The following is a 19182-nucleotide window of genomic DNA, read 5'->3' as shown; positions in this document are numbered from 1 at the left end:
TCGGCCATCCCTCAAATGGCGGAACGCTCATGGCACATGAATTTCCCACCCAGGCTCGAATTGTCATTGTCGGCGGCGGCATCATCGGCTGCTCGGTGGCCTATCATCTGACCAAGCTGGGCTGGAGCGATGTGGTGCTGCTTGAGCAGGGACAGCTCAGCGGCGGCACCACCTGGCACGCGGCCGGTCTTGTCGGTCAGCTGCGCAGCCATTCCAACATGACCAGCCTGATCCGGTACTCCACGCAGCTCTACAGCGAACTGGAGGCCGAGACCGGCCTCGCCACCGGCTGGAAGAACTGCGGTTCGTTGTCCGTCGCGCGCACCACCGACCGCATGGCGGTGTTGAAGCGCACGGCCGCGTCGGCGCGTGCCCAAGGGGTCGAGATCGACGTCATCTCGCCTCGCGAGGCAGCCGAGCTCTGGCCGGTGATGGCAACAGACGATCTGGTCGGCGCCGTCTGGCTGCCCGGAGACGGCAAGGCCAATCCCACCGATCTCACGCAATCGCTGGCCAAGGGCGCGCGCAATGGTGGCGTCAAAATCTTCGAGCGGGTGCAGGTCACCGGCATCACGGTGAAAAACGGCGTCGCCTGCGGCGTCGAGACGGACCGCGGCGACATCGCCGCCGAGATCGTCGTCAACTGCGCAGGCCAATGGGCGCGCAAGGTCGGGCTGATGTGCGGCGTCTCGGTGCCGCTGCATTCGGCCGAGCACATGTACATCGTCACCGGCCGGATCGAGGGTGTGCATCCGGACCTGCCTGTCATGCGCGACCCCGATGGCTTCATCTACTTCAAGGAGGAGGTCGGCGGTCTGGTGATGGGTGGCTTCGAGCCGCACGCCAAGCCGTGGGGCATGAACGGCATTCCCGAAAATTTCGAATTCGCGCTGCTGCCCGACGACTGGGACCAGTTCGAGATCCTGATGGAAAACGCGCTGGTGCGCGTGCCGCAGCTGGCGCAGGCCGAAGTCAAGAAATTCTACAACGGACCCGAAAGCTTCACGCCGGACAACAATTTCCTCCTCGGCGAGGCGCCGGAGTTGAAGAATTTCTATGTCGGCGCCGGCTTCAATTCGATGGGCATTGCCAGTGCCGGTGGCGCCGGCAAGGCACTGGCCGAATGGATCGTCAACGGCGCGCCGACCATGGATTTGTGGCCGGTCGACATCAGGCGCTTCGCCGCTTTCAACAACAATCCGCGCTGGCTGCATGACCGCGTCAAGGAGACGCTCGGCCTGCATTACGCCATGCCGTGGCCGAACCGCGAATTGGATACCGCGCGGCCGTTCCGCCGCTCGCCGCTCTATGATCGGCTCGCCGCCAAGGGCGCCTGCTTCGGTTCCAAGATGGGCTGGGAGCGTGCCAACTGGTTCGCGGCGCCGGGAGAGAAAGCCGGGAACGACTATGCCTTCGGTCGCCAGAACTGGCACGAGGCCGTGCGGCGCGAGATGAAGGCGACGCGCGAAGCCGTCGCCATCTTCGACCAGACCTCCTTCGCCAAGCTTCTTGTCCAGGGCCGCGATGCCTGTGCCGTGTTGAACCGCATCTGCGCCGGCGACATCAATGTGCCGGTCGGCACGTCGGTCTACACCGGCGTGCTCAATGCGCGCGGCGGTTACGAAAGCGATCTCACCGTGATGCGGCTTGGCGCGGAAAGATTCCTCATCGTTACCGGCTCCGCCCAGGCGGTCCACGATGCCGACTGGATCGTCAAGAACATTCCGGCCCATGCCCACGCCGTCCTGACCGACGTTACCTCTGCTTACGCGGTGCTGGCGTTGATGGGGCCGCGTTCGCGCGATCTCCTCTGCAAACTGTCGTCGGCCGATCTTTCCAACGCCGGCTTCCCCTTCGCCAGCATTCGCGAAATCGATATCGGCTACGCCACTGCCTATGCCAACCGCATGACCTATGTCGGCGAACTCGGCTGGGAACTGATCGTGCCGGCCGAATTCGCCGTCGGCGTCTACGAGGCGTTGCACGAGGCCGGCCGTGAATTCGGCTTGGCCGACGCCGGCTACTACGCGCTCGATGCCTTGCGCATTGAAAAGGGTTTTCGGGCCTGGGGTCGGGAACTGACGCCTGATATCAATCCCTGGCAGGCGGGGCTTGGCTTCGCCGTGGCGATGGACAAGCCAGGTGGCTTCATCGGCCGCGATGCGCTTGCCGTCGCGAAACCCTCGTCGTCGGCACCGGCAAAGCGTATCGTGCTCCTTACGCTCGACGACACCGAGCCGATGCTGTGGGGCGGTGAGTTGGTCCTGCGCGACGGCAGGCCGGTCGGCGAGGTCCGCTCGGCCGCCTACGGCCATACGCTTGGCCGGTCAGTGGCGCTCGGCTTGATCGAAAACGAAACCGGCGTGGATGCTGTGTTCCTGAGCGGCGGCCATTTCGAGATCGATCTAGCCGGCGTACGCCATGCGGCTACCGTGCATCTGCGCAGCCCCTACGATCCGAAATCGGAGCGGGTGAAAGCCGATGTGGTGGAGGTTCGTGCCGCGGCTTAATCCGTCGACATAGAGCGCGCCATGTCGAGAAAGGCGCGCACCAGTTTGCCGCCGCTGCGCTCGCGCAGGCAGATCAGCGCCTCGTCCATCAAGGTCTCGGGCGCGTCGATGGTGATTGGGACGAGCCGCGAATCCTGGCCGAATTCGGCCGCCGAGACAAAGCCGATACCGGCGCCCGAGGCGACGATTTCGCGCACGGCTTCGCGGCCTTCTGCCTCGATCACAGGCCTGAGTTCGACCTTCGACGCGGCGGCCAGGTCTTCGAGCTTCTGGCGCGTCTTCGAGCCGCGCTCGCGCATGACCAGGGATTCCTGTGCGAGCTGCGCGAGCGTCAGCGATTTCTTCCCCGACAGCGGATGATCGATCGAGGTGAAGGCTATGATCGGCGTCGAGTTCAGTTTCAGCACCTCGAAGTCGCGTCCGGCGGGCACCTCGCCCAGCACGCCGATATCGGCATCGTAGCTGTAGAGGCTGCTGATCACCGTCTCGGTGTTTCCGGCACGCACCGAGACCTGCACTCCGGGATAGCGGGCCCGGAAGCTGCCGAGAATGTGAAGCAGATGATGCGCGGCGTCGGCGACGATGCGCAGCGTGCCGGAGCGCAGCGCGCGCGACTCGGTCAGAAGCTCAAGCGCCTGCTGCTCGGTGTCGAACATGCGGTGGGTTATTTCGAGCAGTTTCTGGCCGGAATGGGTCAGCGTGACCTGCTTCTTGTTACGATTGAACAGCAGGACATCATACTCTTCCTCAAGCTTGCGCACCTGGTCCGATATCGCCGGCTGGGTCAGGAACAGTGCTTCGGCCGCCCGCGAAAAGCCGCCGGAGATCGCCACTTGATGAAAGGCCCGCAACTGAACATAGCGCATCTTCTTCGCTCCCGAGCCTCTCTGGTTACCAGCAGCCTATCATAAGCCCTGCTATGCAAAAGCCGGAGGCAAACGATTCGGTTTATGTCTTGGAATGGCCTGCCGGTTTCACGAAGCTGTCACGAGCGCCGTGCAGCTTCTGCTGTCTGTATCAGATCATCACTGAAATCGATACATCGATACAAAATAACGATTTTACAAATATATGCCGTCAGCCAACAATGGCGCCAGATCAAAAAAGCAGCGACCTGTCGGAGGACATCATGCTCGCCGAAACGAAATTTGCCGCGGAGCCGCTGGCCAGGCCGGCGCTGGGCGAGCCCTATCTGTTGACCCCCGGGCCGCTCACCACGGCCTATTCGGTCAAGCAGGCGATGCTGCGCGACTGGGGATCGTGGGACGGCGACTTCCGCGCCATGACATCAGACATGCGCCGCCGCCTGCTGGCGCTGACCGGCGACACCAACGGCGAGTTCGACTGCGTGCCGATGCAGGGCTCAGGCTCGTTCTGCGTCGAGGCGATGCTGGGGTCGTTCGTGCCTAGGGATGGCAAGGTTCTGGTGCTGGCCAATGGTGCCTACGGCCTTCGCGCCGCACAGACCATGCAGTATCTCGGCCGGGCCTATACGCTGATCGACAAGGGCGATTACCTGCCGCCGCGCGGCGACGAGGTGGCGGCAGCGCTCGAAGCCGACCACGCCATCACCCACGTCATAGCCATTCATTGCGAGACCAGCTCCGGCATTTTGAACCCGGTCGCCGAGATCGCCGAGGCGGTGCACACCAAGGGCCGCAAGCTGCTGGTCGATTCCATGAGCGCGTTCGGCGCCGTCGCGCTCGACGTCAACGAGATCCGCTATGAGGCGATGGTCTCGTCGGCCAACAAGTGCATCGAGGGCGTGCCCGGCTTCGGCTTCATCATCGCCCGCAAGAGCGAACTCGAGGCAGCCAAGGGGCGCAGCCATTCCCTGTCGCTCGACGTCCACGCGCAGTGGGCGCACATGAACAAGACCGGCCAGTGGCGCTACACGCCGCCGACGCATGTCGTCGCCGCTTTCCTGGAGGCGCTGCGCCAGCATGAGGCTGAAGGCGGCGTCGCCGGCCGTGGTGCCCGCTACACCAGGAACCGCGACGTCATGGTGTCGGGCATGCGCGAACTCGGCTTCGAGACATTGCTCAAGGACCGCTGGCTGTCGCCGATCATCGTCACCTTCTTCAACCCGGCCCACGCCAACTTCGCCTTCGATCGCTTCTACGAACTGATGAAGGACAAGGGCTTTATCATTTACCCCGGCAAGCTGACGGTCGTGGACTCCTTCCGTGTCGGCTGCATCGGCCAGATGGACGAATATGTCATGCGTCGCGTCGTCGAGGCGGCGGCGCAGTCGCTTGATGAAATGGGCGTCGACACCGCCGCTCCACCCGCCGCGGCAATCGCCGAGCGCGCCAAACTCGCCGCCTGAAGCGGCCGATTTCGAGGATTTTTGATGAACCAGATGTCTCCCATCAACGTCGCGGTCAACGGCCGCACCTACGCCTGGCCGCGCGTGCCGGCGATCGCCATCTGCCTCGACGGCTGCGAGCCGGCCTATCTCGATGAAGCGATCAAGGCCGGGCTGATGCCGGCCCTGGTCAGGATCAAGGAGAAGGGCACGGTGCGTTTCGCACACTCGGTCATTCCGAGCTTTACCAATCCCAACAATTTGTCGATCGCCACCGGTCGCCCGCCCTCGGTGCACGGTATTTGCGGCAACTATCTCTACGAGCGCGAGACCGGCAAGGAAGTGATGATGAACGACCCGCGCTTCCTGCGCGCGCCGACCATTTTTCAGGCCTTCTATGATGCGGGCGCCAAGGTTGCCGTTGTCACCGCCAAAGACAAACTGCGTGCGCTGCTCGGCAAGGGTCTGTCTTTCGACGAAGGGCGCGCGCTGTGCTTTTCGGCGGAGAAGTCCGATACAACCACGGTTGGCGAGCACGGCATCGACAATGCCTCGAAGCATTTCGGCCTGCCTGTGCCGGAAGTCTATTCGGCCGAACTGTCGGAATTCGTCTTCGCCGCCGGCGTCCAGTTGCTGCGGGAATTCCGCCCCGACATCATGTACCTGACGACGACGGACTACGTGCAGCACAAATACGCACCGGGCGTGCCGCAGGCCAACGCCTTCTACGAGATGTTCGACAAGTACCTGACCGAACTTGATGCGCTGGGCGCCGCGATCGTTGTCACCGCCGACCATGGCATGAAGCCCAAGCACAAGGCCGGCGGTGCGCCCGACGTCGTCTACGTCCAGGACCTGCTTGACGAATGGCTGGGCAAGGATGCCGCCCGCGTCATCCTGCCGATCACCGACCCCTATGTCGTGCACCATGGCGCGCTGGGCTCTTTCGCCACCGCCTATTTGCCTGATGGCGCGGACCAGGCGGGCATCATGGCGCGGCTGGCCAAGGTTGACGGCATCATGCTGGTCGTCGATAGCAGGACGGCCTGTGAGCGCTTCGAACTGCCGGCTGACCGCATCGGCGACATCGTGCTGGTCTCGACCGAGAACAAGACGATCGGCACATCGGAACATCGCCATGATCTGGCGGCGCTGAACGAGCCGCTGCGCTCGCATGGCGGGCTGACCGAGCAGGAAGTGCCGTTCATCGTCAACCGCGTGCTGCCGGATATGCCCAATGAGCCGGCGCTGAGGAACTTCGACGCCTTCTACTACGCCACGCTTGCCGCGGCGCTCGCGTGACGGATGGGTCGGGTGCCGGTAGGTGTCGCCTCCATGATGGCGCTGGTCGACCCCTCGCCGCGACGTACCCAAGAATCTGCCGGAGCAGAGCACATGACCAAGCTTGACCCTGCCATCAAAGTTCGCCACGAGCCGATGCGCATTGCCGGCAAGAAGGTCGATGCCGGTGGTGTTGTCGAGGTGCGTTACCCCTGGAACGACACCGTCATCGGCACCGTCCCCGCCGGCCGCGCCGAACACGCCCGCCAGGCGTTCGAGATCGCTGCAGGCTACAAGTCGAAGCTGACGCGCTACGAGCGCCAGCAGATCCTGTTCCGCACGGCGGAAGCACTGGCGTCGCGCCGGGAAGAAATATCCGATCTGATCACGCTCGAGCTCGGTATCTCCAAGGCCGACTCGCTCTACGAAGTCGGCCGCGCCTATGATGTGTTCACGCTGTCGGCGCAGATGTGCATCCAGGACGATGGCCAGATCTTCTCCTGCGACCTCACCCCGCACGGCAAGGCGCGCAAGATCTTCACCACGCGCGAGCCGCTGAAGGCTATCTCGGCGATCACGCCATTCAACCATCCGCTCAACATGGTCTCGCACAAGGTGGCGCCGGCCATCGCCACCAACAATTGCGTGGTGGTGAAGCCGACCGAACTGACGCCGATGACGGCGTTGGTGCTGGCCGACATTCTTTATGAAGCCGGCCTGCCGCCGGAAATGCTTTCGGTGGTGACCGGCTGGCCGGTCGACATCGGCAACGAGATGATCACCAACGAGAATATCGACTTGATCACCTTCACCGGCGGCGTGCCGGTCGGCAAGATGATCGCCCGCAGCGCCGGTTACAGGCGCCAGGTGCTGGAACTCGGCGGCAACGATCCGCTGATCATCCTCAACGATCTCTCCGATGACGATCTGGCCAAGGCCGCCGATCTCGCGGTCGCCGGTGCGACCAAAAACTCCGGCCAGCGCTGCACGGCGGTCAAGCGCATCCTCGTCCAGGAAAGCGTCGCCGACCGCTTCGTGCCGCTGGTGCTGGAGCGGGCCAAGAAGATCCGCTTCGGCGATCCGATGGACCGCTCGACCGATCTCGGCACCGTCGTGCATGAGAAGGCGGCGGCGTTGTTCGAAGCGCGCGTCCACATGGCGGCCGAGCAGGGGGCAGAGATCCTCTACAACCCGGGTCGTCAGGGTGCGCTGCTGCCGCCAATCGTCGTCGACCGCGTGCCGCACACATCCGAACTGGTGATGGAAGAAACGTTCGGGCCGATCATCCCGATCGTGCGCGCGCCGGATGACGATGAAGCACTGATCGCGTTGTCCAACTCGACCGCCTTCGGCCTGTCGTCGGGCGTCTGCACCAATTCGTTTCCCCGCATGCAAAAATACATCGCCGGCCTGCAGGTCGGCACGGTGAACATCTGGGAAGTGCCGGGCTACCGCATCGAGATGTCGCCCTTCGGCGGCATCAAGGACAGCGGCAATGGCTACAAGGAAGGCGTCATCGAGGCGATGAAGAGCTACACCAATGTGAAGACATTTTCGCTGCCTTGGTCCTGACCGGATCACATAAGCTGGCGGAACAAACCGAGGGAGCGTCCCACGCTCCCTCATTCGCATTTCGGAGACAATGATGGCCGCGATATCAGAGCTTGTGCATACCGAAGGCGATTCCAACACGACGGCGGCGCGCGGCCGCTGGGATACCGGCCAGGACGATCCCCGCATTCGCGGCCTGCTCGATCGCGACGCCGCCGCCTTCATGCACCAGAGCCTGTCCAGCCCCTGTCTTTCGACGATCGCTAGGGCGGAAGGCATCTGGATCGAGGATACCGCCGGCCGCCGCTTCATGGATTTCCACGGCAACAGCGTGCATCACCTCGGCTACGGCCACCCAAAACTGGTGGCGGCGATCAAGAAGCAGCTCGACGACCTCTGCTTCGCGCCGCGCCGTTTCACCTGCGAGCCCGCCGTCGAGCTGGCCGAAAAACTGGCCGCGCTGGCTCCCGGCGATCTCGGCAAGGTGTTGTTCACCACCGGCGGCTCCGATGCCATCGAGGTCGCGTTGAAGATCGCGCGGGCGGCCACCGGCCGTTTCAAGACGGTGTCGTTCTGGGATGCTTTCCATGGCGCCGGCTTCGGCGCGGCCAGCGTCGGCGGCGAGGCGACGTTCCGCTCGCATATATCAGGCCCAATGATGACCGGCACCGAGCATGTCGCGCCCTGGGATGGCTATCGTTGCCCCTATGGCCACGACACGCTGGAAGCGTCCGGGCTCGCTTGCGCCAACATGATCGCCTACGTTCTCGGCCGCGAGCAGGACGTGGCGGCTGTCGTTGCCGAGCCGATGCGCGCGACGCCCAATCCACCTCCGCCTGGCTTCTGGAAGCGCGTGCGCGAGGCCTGCGACAGGCACGGCACGCTGCTGATCTTCGACGAGATTCCGACCGGCCTCGGCAAGACCGGAAAATTTTTCGCCCATGAGCATGACGGCGTAACGCCCGACATCGTTGTCCTCGGCAAATCACTCGGCGGCGGCATCCTGCCGATCGCCGCCGTCATCGCCCGCCGCGACCTCGACGTCACCGGCGGCTTTGCCATCGGTCACTACACCCATGAGAAAAACCCCGTGACGACGCGTGCGGCGCTGACGACCATCGACATCATCCTGGAAGAAGGACTGGTCGAACGTGCGGCCGAGCTTGGCCGGCATATGCTGGGACGCATGCAGGATCTGATGGGGCGCTCGCCCCATGTCGGCGACGTCAGGGGCAGGGGATTGATGGTTGGCGTCGAACTCGTCGAGGACCGGGCCTCGCGCCAGCCCGCGCGCGATCTTGCCGAACGCGTCTTCTATGCCTGCCTCGAACAGGGGCTGAGCTTCAAGGTCAGCCACGGCAACGTGCTGACGCTGTCGCCGCCGCTGGTGATTTCGAAAGCCGATCTCGACCGTGCGCTCGACATCGTCGAACGCGCCGTGTTGACGGCCTGACCGTGAAAGCGGTCCGCACCGACCGCGAGCTCGAATGCCCAGGCATCGATGCCGGCTTGCGGGCAAGGGGCGTCGAGCTGGTAACGCTGCCGGATGGCATCCCCGAGGCGGAGCTCAAAGCCGCGATCGCCGACACCGATCTGCTCTTGATGTGCTACACGCCAATCACTGCGGGGGTGATCGACGCGGCGCCCAGGTTGAAGGGCATCGTCAAATATGGCGTCGGCATCGACGCCATCGATATCCCTGCCGCCATGCGGCGCGGTATCCCCGTCGTGAACGTGCCCGAATATGCCGAGGAAACCGTCGCCGAAGGCGCTTTTGCGCTGATGATCGCGCTGGCCAAGCGGCTACCCGCCATTGCCGCGGCGATGACGCGAGACGGCTGGATCTGGCCCGAACAGCGCTGGCTGGGACGCGATATATCAGGCGCCACGCTTGGGCTGGTCGGCTGCGGCAAGATCGGCCGCAGCATGGCGCGCATGGCCGGCCAGGGGTTTCGCGTGCGCGTCGTTGGTTTTGATCCCGGTGTCGATGCCGCGACGATGCGCGCCGCGGGCATCGAGAAGGCCGACGACCTGCACGCCATGTTGCGTGCCTGTGATTTCGTTTCGTTGCATTGCGTGCTGAACGACGAGACACGCGGCCTGATCAGCAAGCATGAGCTCGCCTGCCTCAAACCGTCGGCCATCATCATCAATGTCTCGCGCGGTGCGCTGATCGATGAGGCGGCGCTCGTCGAGGCGATCGTTGCCGGTCGCATCGGTGGTGCCGGGCTCGATGTCTATTCGGTCGAGCCGCTGGCGAGGTCTGGCCATCCGATGAGCGCATTGTTCGGTCGCGACAATGTGATCCTGTTTCCGCATCTTACCTTCTTCACCTACGAGGCGATGCGCCGGCTGGAAGACGACACGCTCGCGCGTTGTTTCGAAGTTCTCGAAGGCCGGCCAGTGACCATCCGCTCGCATGATCCGCGATTGCGGGCGCAGACCGCAGGCATTGTGTTCGGCCGATAACCTATATTTTCAAACGGATAGCCGCCATCGGCGCAGCATATTTGTATCCACGACATCGATGCGACAGTTCCATGAAAAATATCAGAGAAAGTTTGGCTCTCATAAAATAAATAGATTTTACTTATCGATGCCCAATCCCCAGAATTGTCACAACGAAGACATCCAACCGGCTCAACGTCCGCCAGAGACCCAAAGGCCGGTTGGTCCTAGTGCATCGCAGAATGTGCCTTCAATCAAAGGGGAACTGGTTATGAAATCAAGAAACGCAACCATGGTCGGGGCCTTCGCCGCATTGCTCGCGTCGGCGGCTCTCATTGGGCCGGCACTTGCCGACGGCGTCGTCACCGTCTACTCCGCCGATGGGCTGCATGATGGCAATGGCAGCTGGTACGAGACCGAATTCGCAGCCTTCACCAAGGCCACCGGCATCACCGTTCAGTATATCGAGGCGGGCTCGGGCGGCGTCGTCGAGCGCGTCGCCAAGGAAAAGTCGAACCCGCAGGCCGACGTGCTGGTGACCTTGCCGCCCTTCATCCAGCGCGCCGCCGCGGACGGTCTGCTGCAGGATTACAAACCCGAAGCCGCATCCCAGATCGACGGCGGCACCGACAAGTATCGGCCGCTGGTCAATAACTACATGAATTTCATCTACAACAGCGCCGTGCTGTCCGAAGCGCCGAAGAGCTATAACGATCTGCTCGATCCGAAGTTCAAGGGCAAGATCCAGTACTCGACCCCCGGCCAGGCTGGCGACGGGACGGCCGTCATGCTGCAGATCATCCATGCCTTTGGCGGCGAGGATGCCGGCTTCGAATTCATGAAGAAGCTGCAGGACAACAATGTCGGCCCGTCCGCCTCGACCGGCAAGCTGACCGCGCTGGTCAACAAGGGCGAGCTGCATGTGGCCAATGGCGACCTGCAGATGAACATGTCGCAGATGGCAGACAATCCCAACATCAAGGTGTTCTGGCCCGCTGGCCCCGATGGCACCCGCTCCACCTTTGCGCTGCCCTATGAAATCGGCCTGGTCACCGGTGCGCCAAATAGCGACAACGGCAAGAAGTTGATCGACTTCCTGCTGTCCAAGGAGGCACAGGCGACTGTAAGTTCCGTTGCCCTCGGCATGCCGGCCCGCAAGGACGTGACGCCGTCCGACGCCAATTTCGCCAAGCTGCAGGAGGCGATGAAAGGCCTGACCATCTGGTCGCCGAACTGGGACGAGGCGCTGAGCAAGCTTCCCGACTACGTCAAGAAGTGGAACGAAGCGACCGGAAGTTGATCCGCACGGGAAGCAATCCGGAGAACAATGCCATGTCGGCCGCCGCCTTCACGGGCCCTAGTGTCACGGACATCGACGCCGCGAAGGTTCGCGGCGCCGGCTCGAACGTCCACTTCGACAAGGTCGTTGTCGCCTATGGCGCCCATGTCGTCCTGCATCCGCTGACCCTCGATATCGCGCCTGGCGAAATCCTGGCGATGATAGGCCCGTCCGGCTCCGGCAAGACGACCGCTCTGCGCGCCGTTGCCGGCTTCGTGCGGCCGGCAAGCGGCCGCATCCGCATCGGCGCCACCGACGTCACCGATCTGCCGCCCTATGAGCGTGGGCTCGGTATGGTGGTGCAGAACTACGCGCTGTTCCCGCATATGCGGGTCGAGGACAACGTCGCCTTTGGCCTCAGGGCACAAGGCGCCGACAAGGCGCTGATCGGCGAGCGGGTGAAGGATGCGCTCGCCACCGTCGGCATGGCGACGTTTGCCCGGCGTTATCCGCGCGAGCTTTCGGGCGGCCAGCAGCAGCGCGTCGCGATTGCGCGGGCGCTTGCCGTGCGGCCGCGCGTGCTGCTGCTTGACGAACCGCTTTCGGCGCTCGACGCGCAGATCCGCCGCAACATGGTCGAGGAGATCGCCCGTCTGCACCGCAGCCTGCCGGGCCTGACCATCCTCTACGTCACCCACGACCAGACCGAGGCGCTGACGCTTGCCGACAAGATCGCCATCATGCGCGACGGCAGGGTCTGTTCGCATGGACCGACGACCGAACTCTATCGCCGTCCGCCAAACCGCTTCACCGCCGAGTTTCTCGGTCGTGCCAACCTTCTGCCGGTGACGGTTGCCGATGCTGCCGGCCCGAAAGGCTTTGCCATGGCCAGGCATGGCGATGCCGTGCTCGCCGGTGCCGGTCGCGGCGAGAAGGTTGGCGACAAGAGCCTGCTTTGCATCAGGCCGCAGCATCTGAGCCTGACGGCCGACAGCGAGCACACCAACCGCATTGTCGGCACGCTCAGGGAAGTGCACTGGCAGGGTGAACTCACGCATCTGGTGCTCGATGTCGACGGCACGCCGGTGCGCGTCTCGGCAACGAAACTGCCGATGGCCTTGCCGGAACCCGGCACAGAGGTGCCGCTGTTCTTTGCGCCGGCCGATACGTCGCTTCTCCCGGAAGACGCCGGTGTCTGAAGCGCTCGCCATTGGTATGCCGACGGCCAGAAAGCGAGAGCCGGGCCGGCTGTGGATCGTGCCGCCGGCGGCCCTGCTGGCACTGCTGTTCTTTTATCCGCTGGCGTTGATTGTACGCCAGGCCTTCCTCGACGACAGCGGCGTCGCCAATGTCGCGGAGATCGTCCGCGTCCTGCATTCGCGCTTCTTCCTCAACGCGCTGGTCAACACGGTGACGATCTCGGTCACGGCGACGGCCGGATGCCTGGTCGTCGGCCTGGTGCTGGCGCTGATCCTCGCCTTCGTGCCGTTTCCCGGCAGCGGCTTCATCGCCAGGCTGATCGACACTTTCATCGCCCTGCCGACCTTCCTGGTGACGCTGGCCTTCACCTTCCTTTACGGCTCCGCCGGCATGCTCAACTCCGGGCTGATGGAAGCCTTCTCGCTGCCGCTGCCGCCGGTCGACTTCCTTTATTCGACATGGGGCGTCGTGCTGGCCGAGGTCACGGTCTACACGCCCTTCATCCTGCGGCCGCTGCTTGCCGCCTTTTCGCTGGTCGATCGCGGTCAGATCGAAGCGGCAAGCGTGCTTGGCGCGCGACCGTTCCGCATTGTCCACCAGGTCATTCTGCCGGCGGCGGTGCCCGCGCTCATCGCCGGCGGCAGCCTCTGCCTGCTCCTCACCGTCAACGAATTCGGCATCGTCCTGTTCATCGGCGCCAAGGGCGTCATCACGCTGCCGCTGCTGATCTATGGCAAGGCGATCCAGGAATCGGCCTACCAGGTCGCCTGCATCATCGCCGTGGTCAACATAGCCCTGTCGCTCGGCCTGTTCGGTCTCTACCGGTTCGCTGCCGGCCGGTTGGGAGTCTAGCGATGCTGGTCTGGTCGCGTTCCGGTCGCTTCGTCATCTGGGTGATCTTCGCGCTGATCTTCGGCGTGCTGTTCCTGGCGCCGCTGGCGGTGATCCTGCTGTCCAGCCTCGCCGACCAGTGGAACGGCGTGCTGCCCAATGGCTTGACCACGGAGCACTACGCGGATGTCGCCAAGGGCGCGGCCTGGAACGCGGTCAAAGCGAGCCTCGTCACCGGCTTCGCGGCAAGCGCGCTGGCGCTGGTCAGCGGCACCTGGGCAGCACTTGCGCTGCGCATCCAGGGCGCCACGCTGGCGAGGGCACTCGGCCTCCTGTTCTTCATCCCGAGCGCGGTGCCTTCTGTGTCCGTCGGTCTTGGCCTGCTGGTTGCCTTCAGCCATCCGCCACTGCTGCTCAACGGCACGATCGCAATCGTCATGATCGCGCATTTCGTGCTGATCTCGGCTTTCACCTTCGGCAATGTCTCGGCCGGGCTTGCGCGGCTGTCGCCCGACTTCGAGCAGGTCGCGTCGAGCCTTGGCGCACGCCCTGCCTATCGGCTCCGGCACGTCACGCTACCCTTGCTCGCACCTTATCTGGTCGCGGCCTTCGGGCTGAGCTTCGCGCTGTCCATGGGCGAGCTTGGCGCGACCGTGATGGTCTATCCGCCAGGCTGGGTGACGCTGCCGGTGTCGATTTTCTCACTGACCGATCGCGGCGACATCTTTGCCGGGGCGGCGCTCACCATGATCCTGGTGGCGGCAACGCTGGTCTTGCTGCTCGGTCTGGAGCGCATCACCAAGCGCGCTACCGGCGCATAGCGGACATTGCCTCAGGCCGGCTGGCGTTCGACGATGTAGATGTGGTCGGCCGCCAGCACCACCTCGCCGCGCTGGTTGATCACTTCGCAGCGCTCGATCACGCGTCCGGAACCCGGTCGCTTGGGGTCGTTCTCCTTGGCCGCGATGGTGGTGCGTGTGCGGATCGTGTCGCCGATGAACACGGGCTTGATGAAGCGCAGCCGGTCGTAGCCATAGGAAAAAGCGACGGGATTGATGACCGTTGCCGTCAGCCCGATGCCGACCGAGAACACCAGCGTGCCATGCGCGATGCGCTGGCCGAACGGCGTTGTCTTCATGAACTCGGCGTCCACGTGGTGCGGGAAGAAATCGCCGGTGTGACCGGCATGGACGATGAAGTCGGTCTCGGTAATCGTGCGGCCGCTGGTCAGCCGCGTCGAGCCGATCTCGTACTCCTCGAAATACTGGATCTGTTCCATCAGGGCCTTTCCGCGATCGGCGTCGCCGGCGCCGCGCTCGAACGATAGGCGGCTTCCACCAGCGCCATTGTGTTCCATGCGTCCTCGACCGAACTGATCAGTTCGGCGTCTTCGCCGGATGCAAAGCGCTGGACATTTGCCATGCGCCCGACAAAGGCGTCGGGAAACCACTCGCCGGCCAAGGGCACCGCGATCCAGTCCGATCCGCCCTTCGGATAGATTTCCAGAATATCCGGCTCGCCCCGGGGATAATCGAGATTGAGACCGAGCTTGAGATAGGCGGCACCCTCGGTGCCGCAGACGCGAAATTCGCAGGCTTGATGCCGGCGCCCGAACTTGTGGTCGTGGTTGATCGATAGCGCGCAGCGCACGGTGTCGCCATAGTCGAGAATGGCGCTGGTGCGCGTCTGCGCCACGGAATGATTGGGATGGCCCAGCGTCTTGGCATGCACGCCCTTGGGGTCACCGAGCAACTGCCGGATCAGGTCGAGATAGTGGATCGAGTGCATGGCGATCTCGACGCGCGGCGCCTTGAGCAGGAATTCCCACAACTGCCACGGCGTCGCCAGCGCCAGCCAGGCGTCGAAATCGACGACCTCGCCGAGCCAGCCCTTGGCGATGGCGTCCTTCAGCGCCAGCATCATCGGCGCGAAGCGGAGCTGGAAATTCACAGCCGCCTTGAGCTTCTTGGCGCGGCAGATTTCGAGGATTTCGCTTGCCTCCCCGAGGTAATTGCCCATCGGCTTCTGGATCAGGGCGACCGCACCGCCGGGCAGCGCCTTCAGGATATCGGCGTGCCGCCCCGGTGGGGTTGCCAGATCGAAGATCGCGTCCTTAACTCCAGCGGCTTCTTGCACCGAACGGAACGCCGTCACGTCCCATTTATCGGCCAGGGCCTGCGCCTTGGCCTGGTCCGGATCGTAAAGACCGGCGATCGGAAACCCCGCTTTTCGGTAGGCCGGGAAATGCGCGTCGCCGACAATCGACCCTGCACCAAAAGTGACGATCGGTCGGGGTCGTGAGGGTTTGGCCCAGGCCTGGACGAGTGAGGCAGGGTCGAAACCGGCCTCAGTCATGGTGGAAGACCTCGTCCATCGAAGCCCACCATTCACCCTCCTTGCGGGTCGCAAGCGGCTCCTGGCAAGGTATGCAGACGGCCCACCATTCCTGCGTCCTCGGATCGGCCGCCATCTTGGCCATGTCGGCCTCGTAGTCGATGCCGTGGTATTCGAAGGTGCTGAACAGCAGGTTCTCCGGCCGCTTCAGGTAAATGGAATAGTTCTTGATGTTGCATGCCGAAATCATGGTCAGCACGTCCGGCCAGACGGCGGCATGGAGGCGAACATAGTCCTCGACCTTCTCCGGCTTCAGCCCAAGCACAAATCCCATCCGCTGCATATCAGCTCCTTATCTCGTAATCGCCGTGGTGAATTCGGCGATGCTCATGGCCTTGACCGCGTCCCAGTCCCAATCGATGCCGATACCGGGCTCGTCGGGCGCCAGCGCATGCCCATCCTCGATGCGCATGTGCTTGCCGGTCAACTGGTCGAGTTGCGGAATGTACTCGACATACCTGCCGTTCTGAACAGCGCAGGTCAGGCTGACATGCAATTCCATCAGGAAATGCGGGCAGACTGGAATGTCGAAGGCCTCCGCCGCATGGGCGATCTTGAGCCAGGGCGTGATGCCGCCGATGCGGCCGACATCGACCTGCACGATCGAGCAGGCGCCTTTCTGCATGTATTCGCGGAAGTGCCTGACGGAATAGAGCGACTCGCCGATGGCGATCGGCGTCGGCGTCGAATTCGACAGCCTGATATGCCCGTCCATGTCGTCGGCCGGCAGCGGCTCCTCGATCCAGGCGAGATCGAGTTCTCGAAGCCTCGCCGCACGCCGGATCGCCTCGTCGACGGAGAAACCCTGATTGGCGTCGGTCATGATCTCGTAGCCGTCGCCCACCGCCTTGCGCACCGCCGACAGCCGCGCGAGATCCTCGGAGCCATGCGGCCTGCCGATCTTCACTTTCGAGCCGCGAAACCCCTTGGCCTTGGCGGCCACCGCATCGTCGACCAGCGCCTGCGTCTCGATGTGCAGCCAGCCGCCTTCTGTCGTGTAAAGCGGGCAGCGGTCCTTGGCGCCGCCAGCGAGCTTCCATAGCGGCAGGCCCTGTTTCTTCGCCCTGAGGTCCCAGAGCGCTGTGTCGATCGCCGCGATGGCGATTGCCGTGATGGCGCCGATCGTGGTGGCGTGGGTGGCGAATTCGAGATCGTGCCAGATCGCTTCGATCATATCAGGATCGCGGCCGATCAGGCGCGGCGCCAGGTGGTCGGACAGAAGCCGCATCACCGACGAGCCGCCGGTGCCGATCGTGTAGCTGTAACCGGTTCCGACCGCGCCGTCGGAATCGGTGATGGTGACGATTGGCGTCTCTTGGCTGACGAAGCTCTGGATCGCGTCGGTGCGTTTGACCTTGGGCACAAGGTCGACCATGCGCAATTCTATCTTTTCGATCTTGGCCATGTCGGTCAGCTCCGCAATGTCTTTCCGGTCTCAGCGGCAAACAGATGCGCCTGCGACAGGTCGAGGCTCATGGCGACGCGCTCGCCTGGCTTCAGCGGCCTGGGGTTCAGCATGCGAGACACCCAGTCACTGCCGTTGAACTCGACGAACACCAACGTCTCGTTGCCGAGCGGCTCGGTGACGGTGATCGGCAGTTCGATCTGATGCACGTCGGCCGCGCCGCCGGAGCTGATACCATGGCCGGTCGGATAGATGTCGTCTGGCCGCAACCCGAACACGACCTTGGCGCCGCCAGCGACGTTGGCCTTGAACTGACCGGGCAGGGGCAGCTTGGCGCCGCTGGCGAAAACCAGCTGGCCGTCGTCGACCGTCGCCTCGTGCAAATTCATCGGCGGTGAGCCGATGAAGCCGGCAACGAAGCGCGTGGCTGGCCGGCGGAACACTTCATCTGGGGTGCCAACCTGTTCGATATGTCCGTCGCGCATGATAACGATACGATCGGCAAGCGTCATCGCCTCGACCTGGTCGTGGGTGACGTAGATCACCGTCGATTGCACCTTGGCGTGCAGCTTCTTGATCTCGGTGCGCATCTGCGTTCTGAGCTTGGCATCGAGATTGGAAAGCGGCTCGTCGAACAGGAAGACGTCGGGGTCACGCACGATGGCGCGGCCCATGGCGACGCGCTGGCGCTGGCCGCCGGACAGTTGCGATGGCCGACGGTCGAGCAAAGCATCGAGCCCCAGGATGGCCGAGGCCTCGGCGACGCGGCGATCCATGTCGTCCTTGGCGGCGCCGGCGATCTTCAAGGAGAAGCCGAGGTTTTCGCGCACCGTCATGTGCGGGTAGAGCGCATAGGACTGGAACACCATCGAGATGTTGCGCGAACGCGGCGGCAAATCGTTGACGACGCGCCCGCCAATCTCGATCGAACCGGCGCTGATCTCTTCCAGCCCGGCGATCATACGCAGCGTCGTCGACTTGCCGCAGCCGGAAGGACCGACCAGCGCGATGAATTCGCGGTCGGTGATGTCGAGGTCGATGCCATGCACGATCTCGATATTGCCGTAGCGCTTGGTCAGCTTTTTGAGGGAAACCGTTGCCATGAGATCAGCCTTTCACCGCGCCGGAGGTCAGGCCGCCGACAAGGTGCTTCTGGACGATGAAAGTGAGGGTGAGCGCCGGAATGATCATCACCACGGCGAGCGCGCACATGCCTCGCCAGTCGATGGTGAACTCGGCCGTGTAGTCGAGCAGGCCGACCGGCAGCGTCTTGGCGCTGACCGAGCGGGTCAGTTGGGAGGCCAGCGCGAACTCGTTCCAGCAGGTCAGGAAGGCGAAGATCGCGGCCGATGCGATGCCTGGTCCGGCGAGCGGGAACTCGACCTGCCAAAAGGCCTGCCAGCGCGTGCAGCCGTCGATTTGTGCTGCCTCGGCGAGATCCTTCGGCACCTGGCGAAAGAAGCCGTCGATCAGCCAGATGGTGAAAGGCACGTTGAGCGCGACATAGGCAAGGATCAGCCCGAAATGCGTGTCGATGATACCGAGCCGCACATAGAGGAAGAACAGCGGCAGCGACAGCGCGATACCGGGCACCGTGCGTGTCAGCATCAGGCCGAGGAAGACGCTCGATTTACCGCGAAAGCGATAGCGCGCGAAGGCATAGCCGCCCGCCATGCCGATGGCGACCGCGATCACCGTCGAAGTCACCGATATGATCAGCGAGTTGCGGAAATATTCGATGACAGGGATGCCGCCCTTGCCGATGCCTGAGAACATCGCGACATAGGCGTCGAACGAAATATCCTGCGGGATCCACACCGGCGGCTTGGCCATGATCTCGACCGTCGGCCGCAGCGACGACAGCACGATCCACAGGCCCGGCAGGCAGATGGTCAGCATCGCCAGGAACAGGCCGATGCGATAGACGATATCAAGCAGCCTGCGCTTAAGGCGGGCGGAAGAATTCTCGTCCATC

Annotated in this window: 17 protein-coding genes; 10 read left to right on the top strand and 7 right to left on the bottom strand. The window is 63.6% G+C overall.

Annotated features, from left to right (window positions below):
• The first annotated feature begins 29 nt into the window (after positions 1 to 29).
• The gene (locus LB555_RS17805; protein ID WP_224683385.1) at positions 30 to 2510 is read left to right on the top strand and encodes an FAD-dependent oxidoreductase; all 2481 of its coding nucleotides are present in this window, start codon (positions 30 to 32) and stop codon (positions 2508 to 2510) included.
• Here LB555_RS17805 and LB555_RS17800 read toward each other — a convergent pair.
• Positions 2507 to 3376 (bottom strand): LysR substrate-binding domain-containing protein, encoded by an 870-nt coding sequence (locus tag LB555_RS17800; protein WP_015319069.1) that lies wholly within the window; start codon positions 3374 to 3376, stop codon positions 2507 to 2509. The genes LB555_RS17805 and LB555_RS17800 overlap by 4 nt on opposite strands.
• A gap of 263 nt (positions 3377 to 3639) precedes the next feature.
• Between LB555_RS17800 and LB555_RS17795 the strand changes: the two genes are divergently transcribed.
• The 9 genes from LB555_RS17795 to LB555_RS17755 all read left to right on the top strand — a co-directional run bounded on the left by LB555_RS17795 (position 3640) and on the right by LB555_RS17755 (position 14229).
• A complete protein-coding gene (locus LB555_RS17795) occupies positions 3640 to 4839 on the top strand; it encodes a 2-aminoethylphosphonate--pyruvate transaminase (protein ID WP_224683384.1) in 1200 nt (399 codons plus the stop codon).
• A 24-nt stretch (positions 4840 to 4863) separates the two neighbouring features.
• On the top strand, positions 4864 to 6120 hold the full coding sequence (gene phnA / locus LB555_RS17790) for a phosphonoacetate hydrolase (protein ID WP_224683383.1): 1257 nt from the start codon (positions 4864 to 4866) through the stop codon (positions 6118 to 6120).
• Positions 6121 to 6213: 93 nt separating this feature from the next.
• Positions 6214 to 7671 (top strand): phosphonoacetaldehyde dehydrogenase, encoded by a 1458-nt coding sequence (gene phnY, locus LB555_RS17785; protein ID WP_140823464.1) that lies wholly within the window; start codon positions 6214 to 6216, stop codon positions 7669 to 7671.
• Positions 7672 to 7744: 73 nt separating this feature from the next.
• Positions 7745 to 9103, top strand: coding sequence for an aspartate aminotransferase family protein (locus tag LB555_RS17780; RefSeq protein ID WP_224683382.1), 1359 nt, complete (start codon positions 7745 to 7747; stop codon positions 9101 to 9103).
• Positions 9104 to 9105: 2 nt separating this feature from the next.
• Complete coding sequence (locus tag LB555_RS17775; protein WP_224683381.1) at positions 9106 to 10119, top strand: NAD(P)-dependent oxidoreductase; 1014 nt, start codon at positions 9106 to 9108, stop codon at positions 10117 to 10119.
• Between the two features lie 250 nt (positions 10120 to 10369).
• On the top strand, positions 10370 to 11398 hold the full coding sequence (locus LB555_RS17770) for a 2-aminoethylphosphonate ABC transporter substrate-binding protein (protein WP_140823461.1): 1029 nt from the start codon (positions 10370 to 10372) through the stop codon (positions 11396 to 11398).
• A 32-nt stretch (positions 11399 to 11430) separates the two neighbouring features.
• Positions 11431 to 12576 (top strand): ABC transporter ATP-binding protein, encoded by a 1146-nt coding sequence (locus LB555_RS17765; RefSeq protein ID WP_140617479.1) that lies wholly within the window; start codon positions 11431 to 11433, stop codon positions 12574 to 12576.
• Positions 12569 to 13429 carry a 2-aminoethylphosphonate ABC transporter permease subunit gene (locus LB555_RS17760; RefSeq protein ID WP_224683380.1) on the top strand — a complete coding sequence of 287 codons (861 nt, stop codon included), beginning with the start codon at positions 12569 to 12571 and terminating at the stop codon, positions 13427 to 13429. Before LB555_RS17765 ends, LB555_RS17760 begins: the two co-directional genes overlap by 8 nt.
• A gap of 2 nt (positions 13430 to 13431) precedes the next feature.
• On the top strand, positions 13432 to 14229 hold the full coding sequence (locus LB555_RS17755; RefSeq protein ID WP_224683379.1) for an ABC transporter permease subunit: 798 nt from the start codon (positions 13432 to 13434) through the stop codon (positions 14227 to 14229).
• A gap of 11 nt (positions 14230 to 14240) precedes the next feature.
• On the opposite strand, the gene LB555_RS17750 is transcribed toward LB555_RS17755, so the two are convergent.
• From LB555_RS17750 to LB555_RS17725, 6 genes are read right to left on the bottom strand one after another with little or no spacing between them, the layout of a single operon-like run.
• Positions 14241 to 14690, bottom strand: coding sequence for a MaoC/PaaZ C-terminal domain-containing protein (locus LB555_RS17750; protein ID WP_224683451.1), 450 nt, complete (start codon positions 14688 to 14690; stop codon positions 14241 to 14243).
• A complete protein-coding gene (locus LB555_RS17745; RefSeq protein ID WP_224683378.1) occupies positions 14687 to 15763 on the bottom strand; it encodes a Gfo/Idh/MocA family protein in 1077 nt (358 codons plus the stop codon). Before LB555_RS17745 ends, LB555_RS17750 begins: the two co-directional genes overlap by 4 nt.
• Positions 15756 to 16085 (bottom strand): L-rhamnose mutarotase, encoded by a 330-nt coding sequence (locus LB555_RS17740; RefSeq protein WP_140661572.1) that lies wholly within the window; start codon positions 16083 to 16085, stop codon positions 15756 to 15758. Before LB555_RS17740 ends, LB555_RS17745 begins: the two co-directional genes overlap by 8 nt.
• Before the next feature lie 9 nt (positions 16086 to 16094).
• Positions 16095 to 17207: a mandelate racemase/muconate lactonizing enzyme family protein gene (locus tag LB555_RS17735; RefSeq protein WP_224683377.1), complete on the bottom strand. Its 1113-nt coding sequence runs from the start codon at positions 17205 to 17207 to the stop codon at positions 16095 to 16097.
• A 5-nt stretch (positions 17208 to 17212) separates the two neighbouring features.
• Positions 17213 to 18310, bottom strand: coding sequence for an ABC transporter ATP-binding protein (locus LB555_RS17730; RefSeq protein ID WP_140715273.1), 1098 nt, complete (start codon positions 18308 to 18310; stop codon positions 17213 to 17215).
• Between the two features lie 4 nt (positions 18311 to 18314).
• The gene (locus tag LB555_RS17725; RefSeq protein WP_140617472.1) at positions 18315 to 19181 is read right to left on the bottom strand and encodes a carbohydrate ABC transporter permease; all 867 of its coding nucleotides are present in this window, start codon (positions 19179 to 19181) and stop codon (positions 18315 to 18317) included.
• Between the last annotated feature and the right edge of the window lies 1 nt (position 19182).

The organism is Mesorhizobium sp. BR-1-1-10, from assembly GCF_020165595.1.
Taxonomy (GTDB): domain Bacteria; phylum Pseudomonadota; class Alphaproteobacteria; order Rhizobiales; family Rhizobiaceae; genus Mesorhizobium; species Mesorhizobium australicum.
Note: the sequence above shows the minus strand (reverse complement) of the source record. Positions and strands in the feature narration are given on the sequence as shown.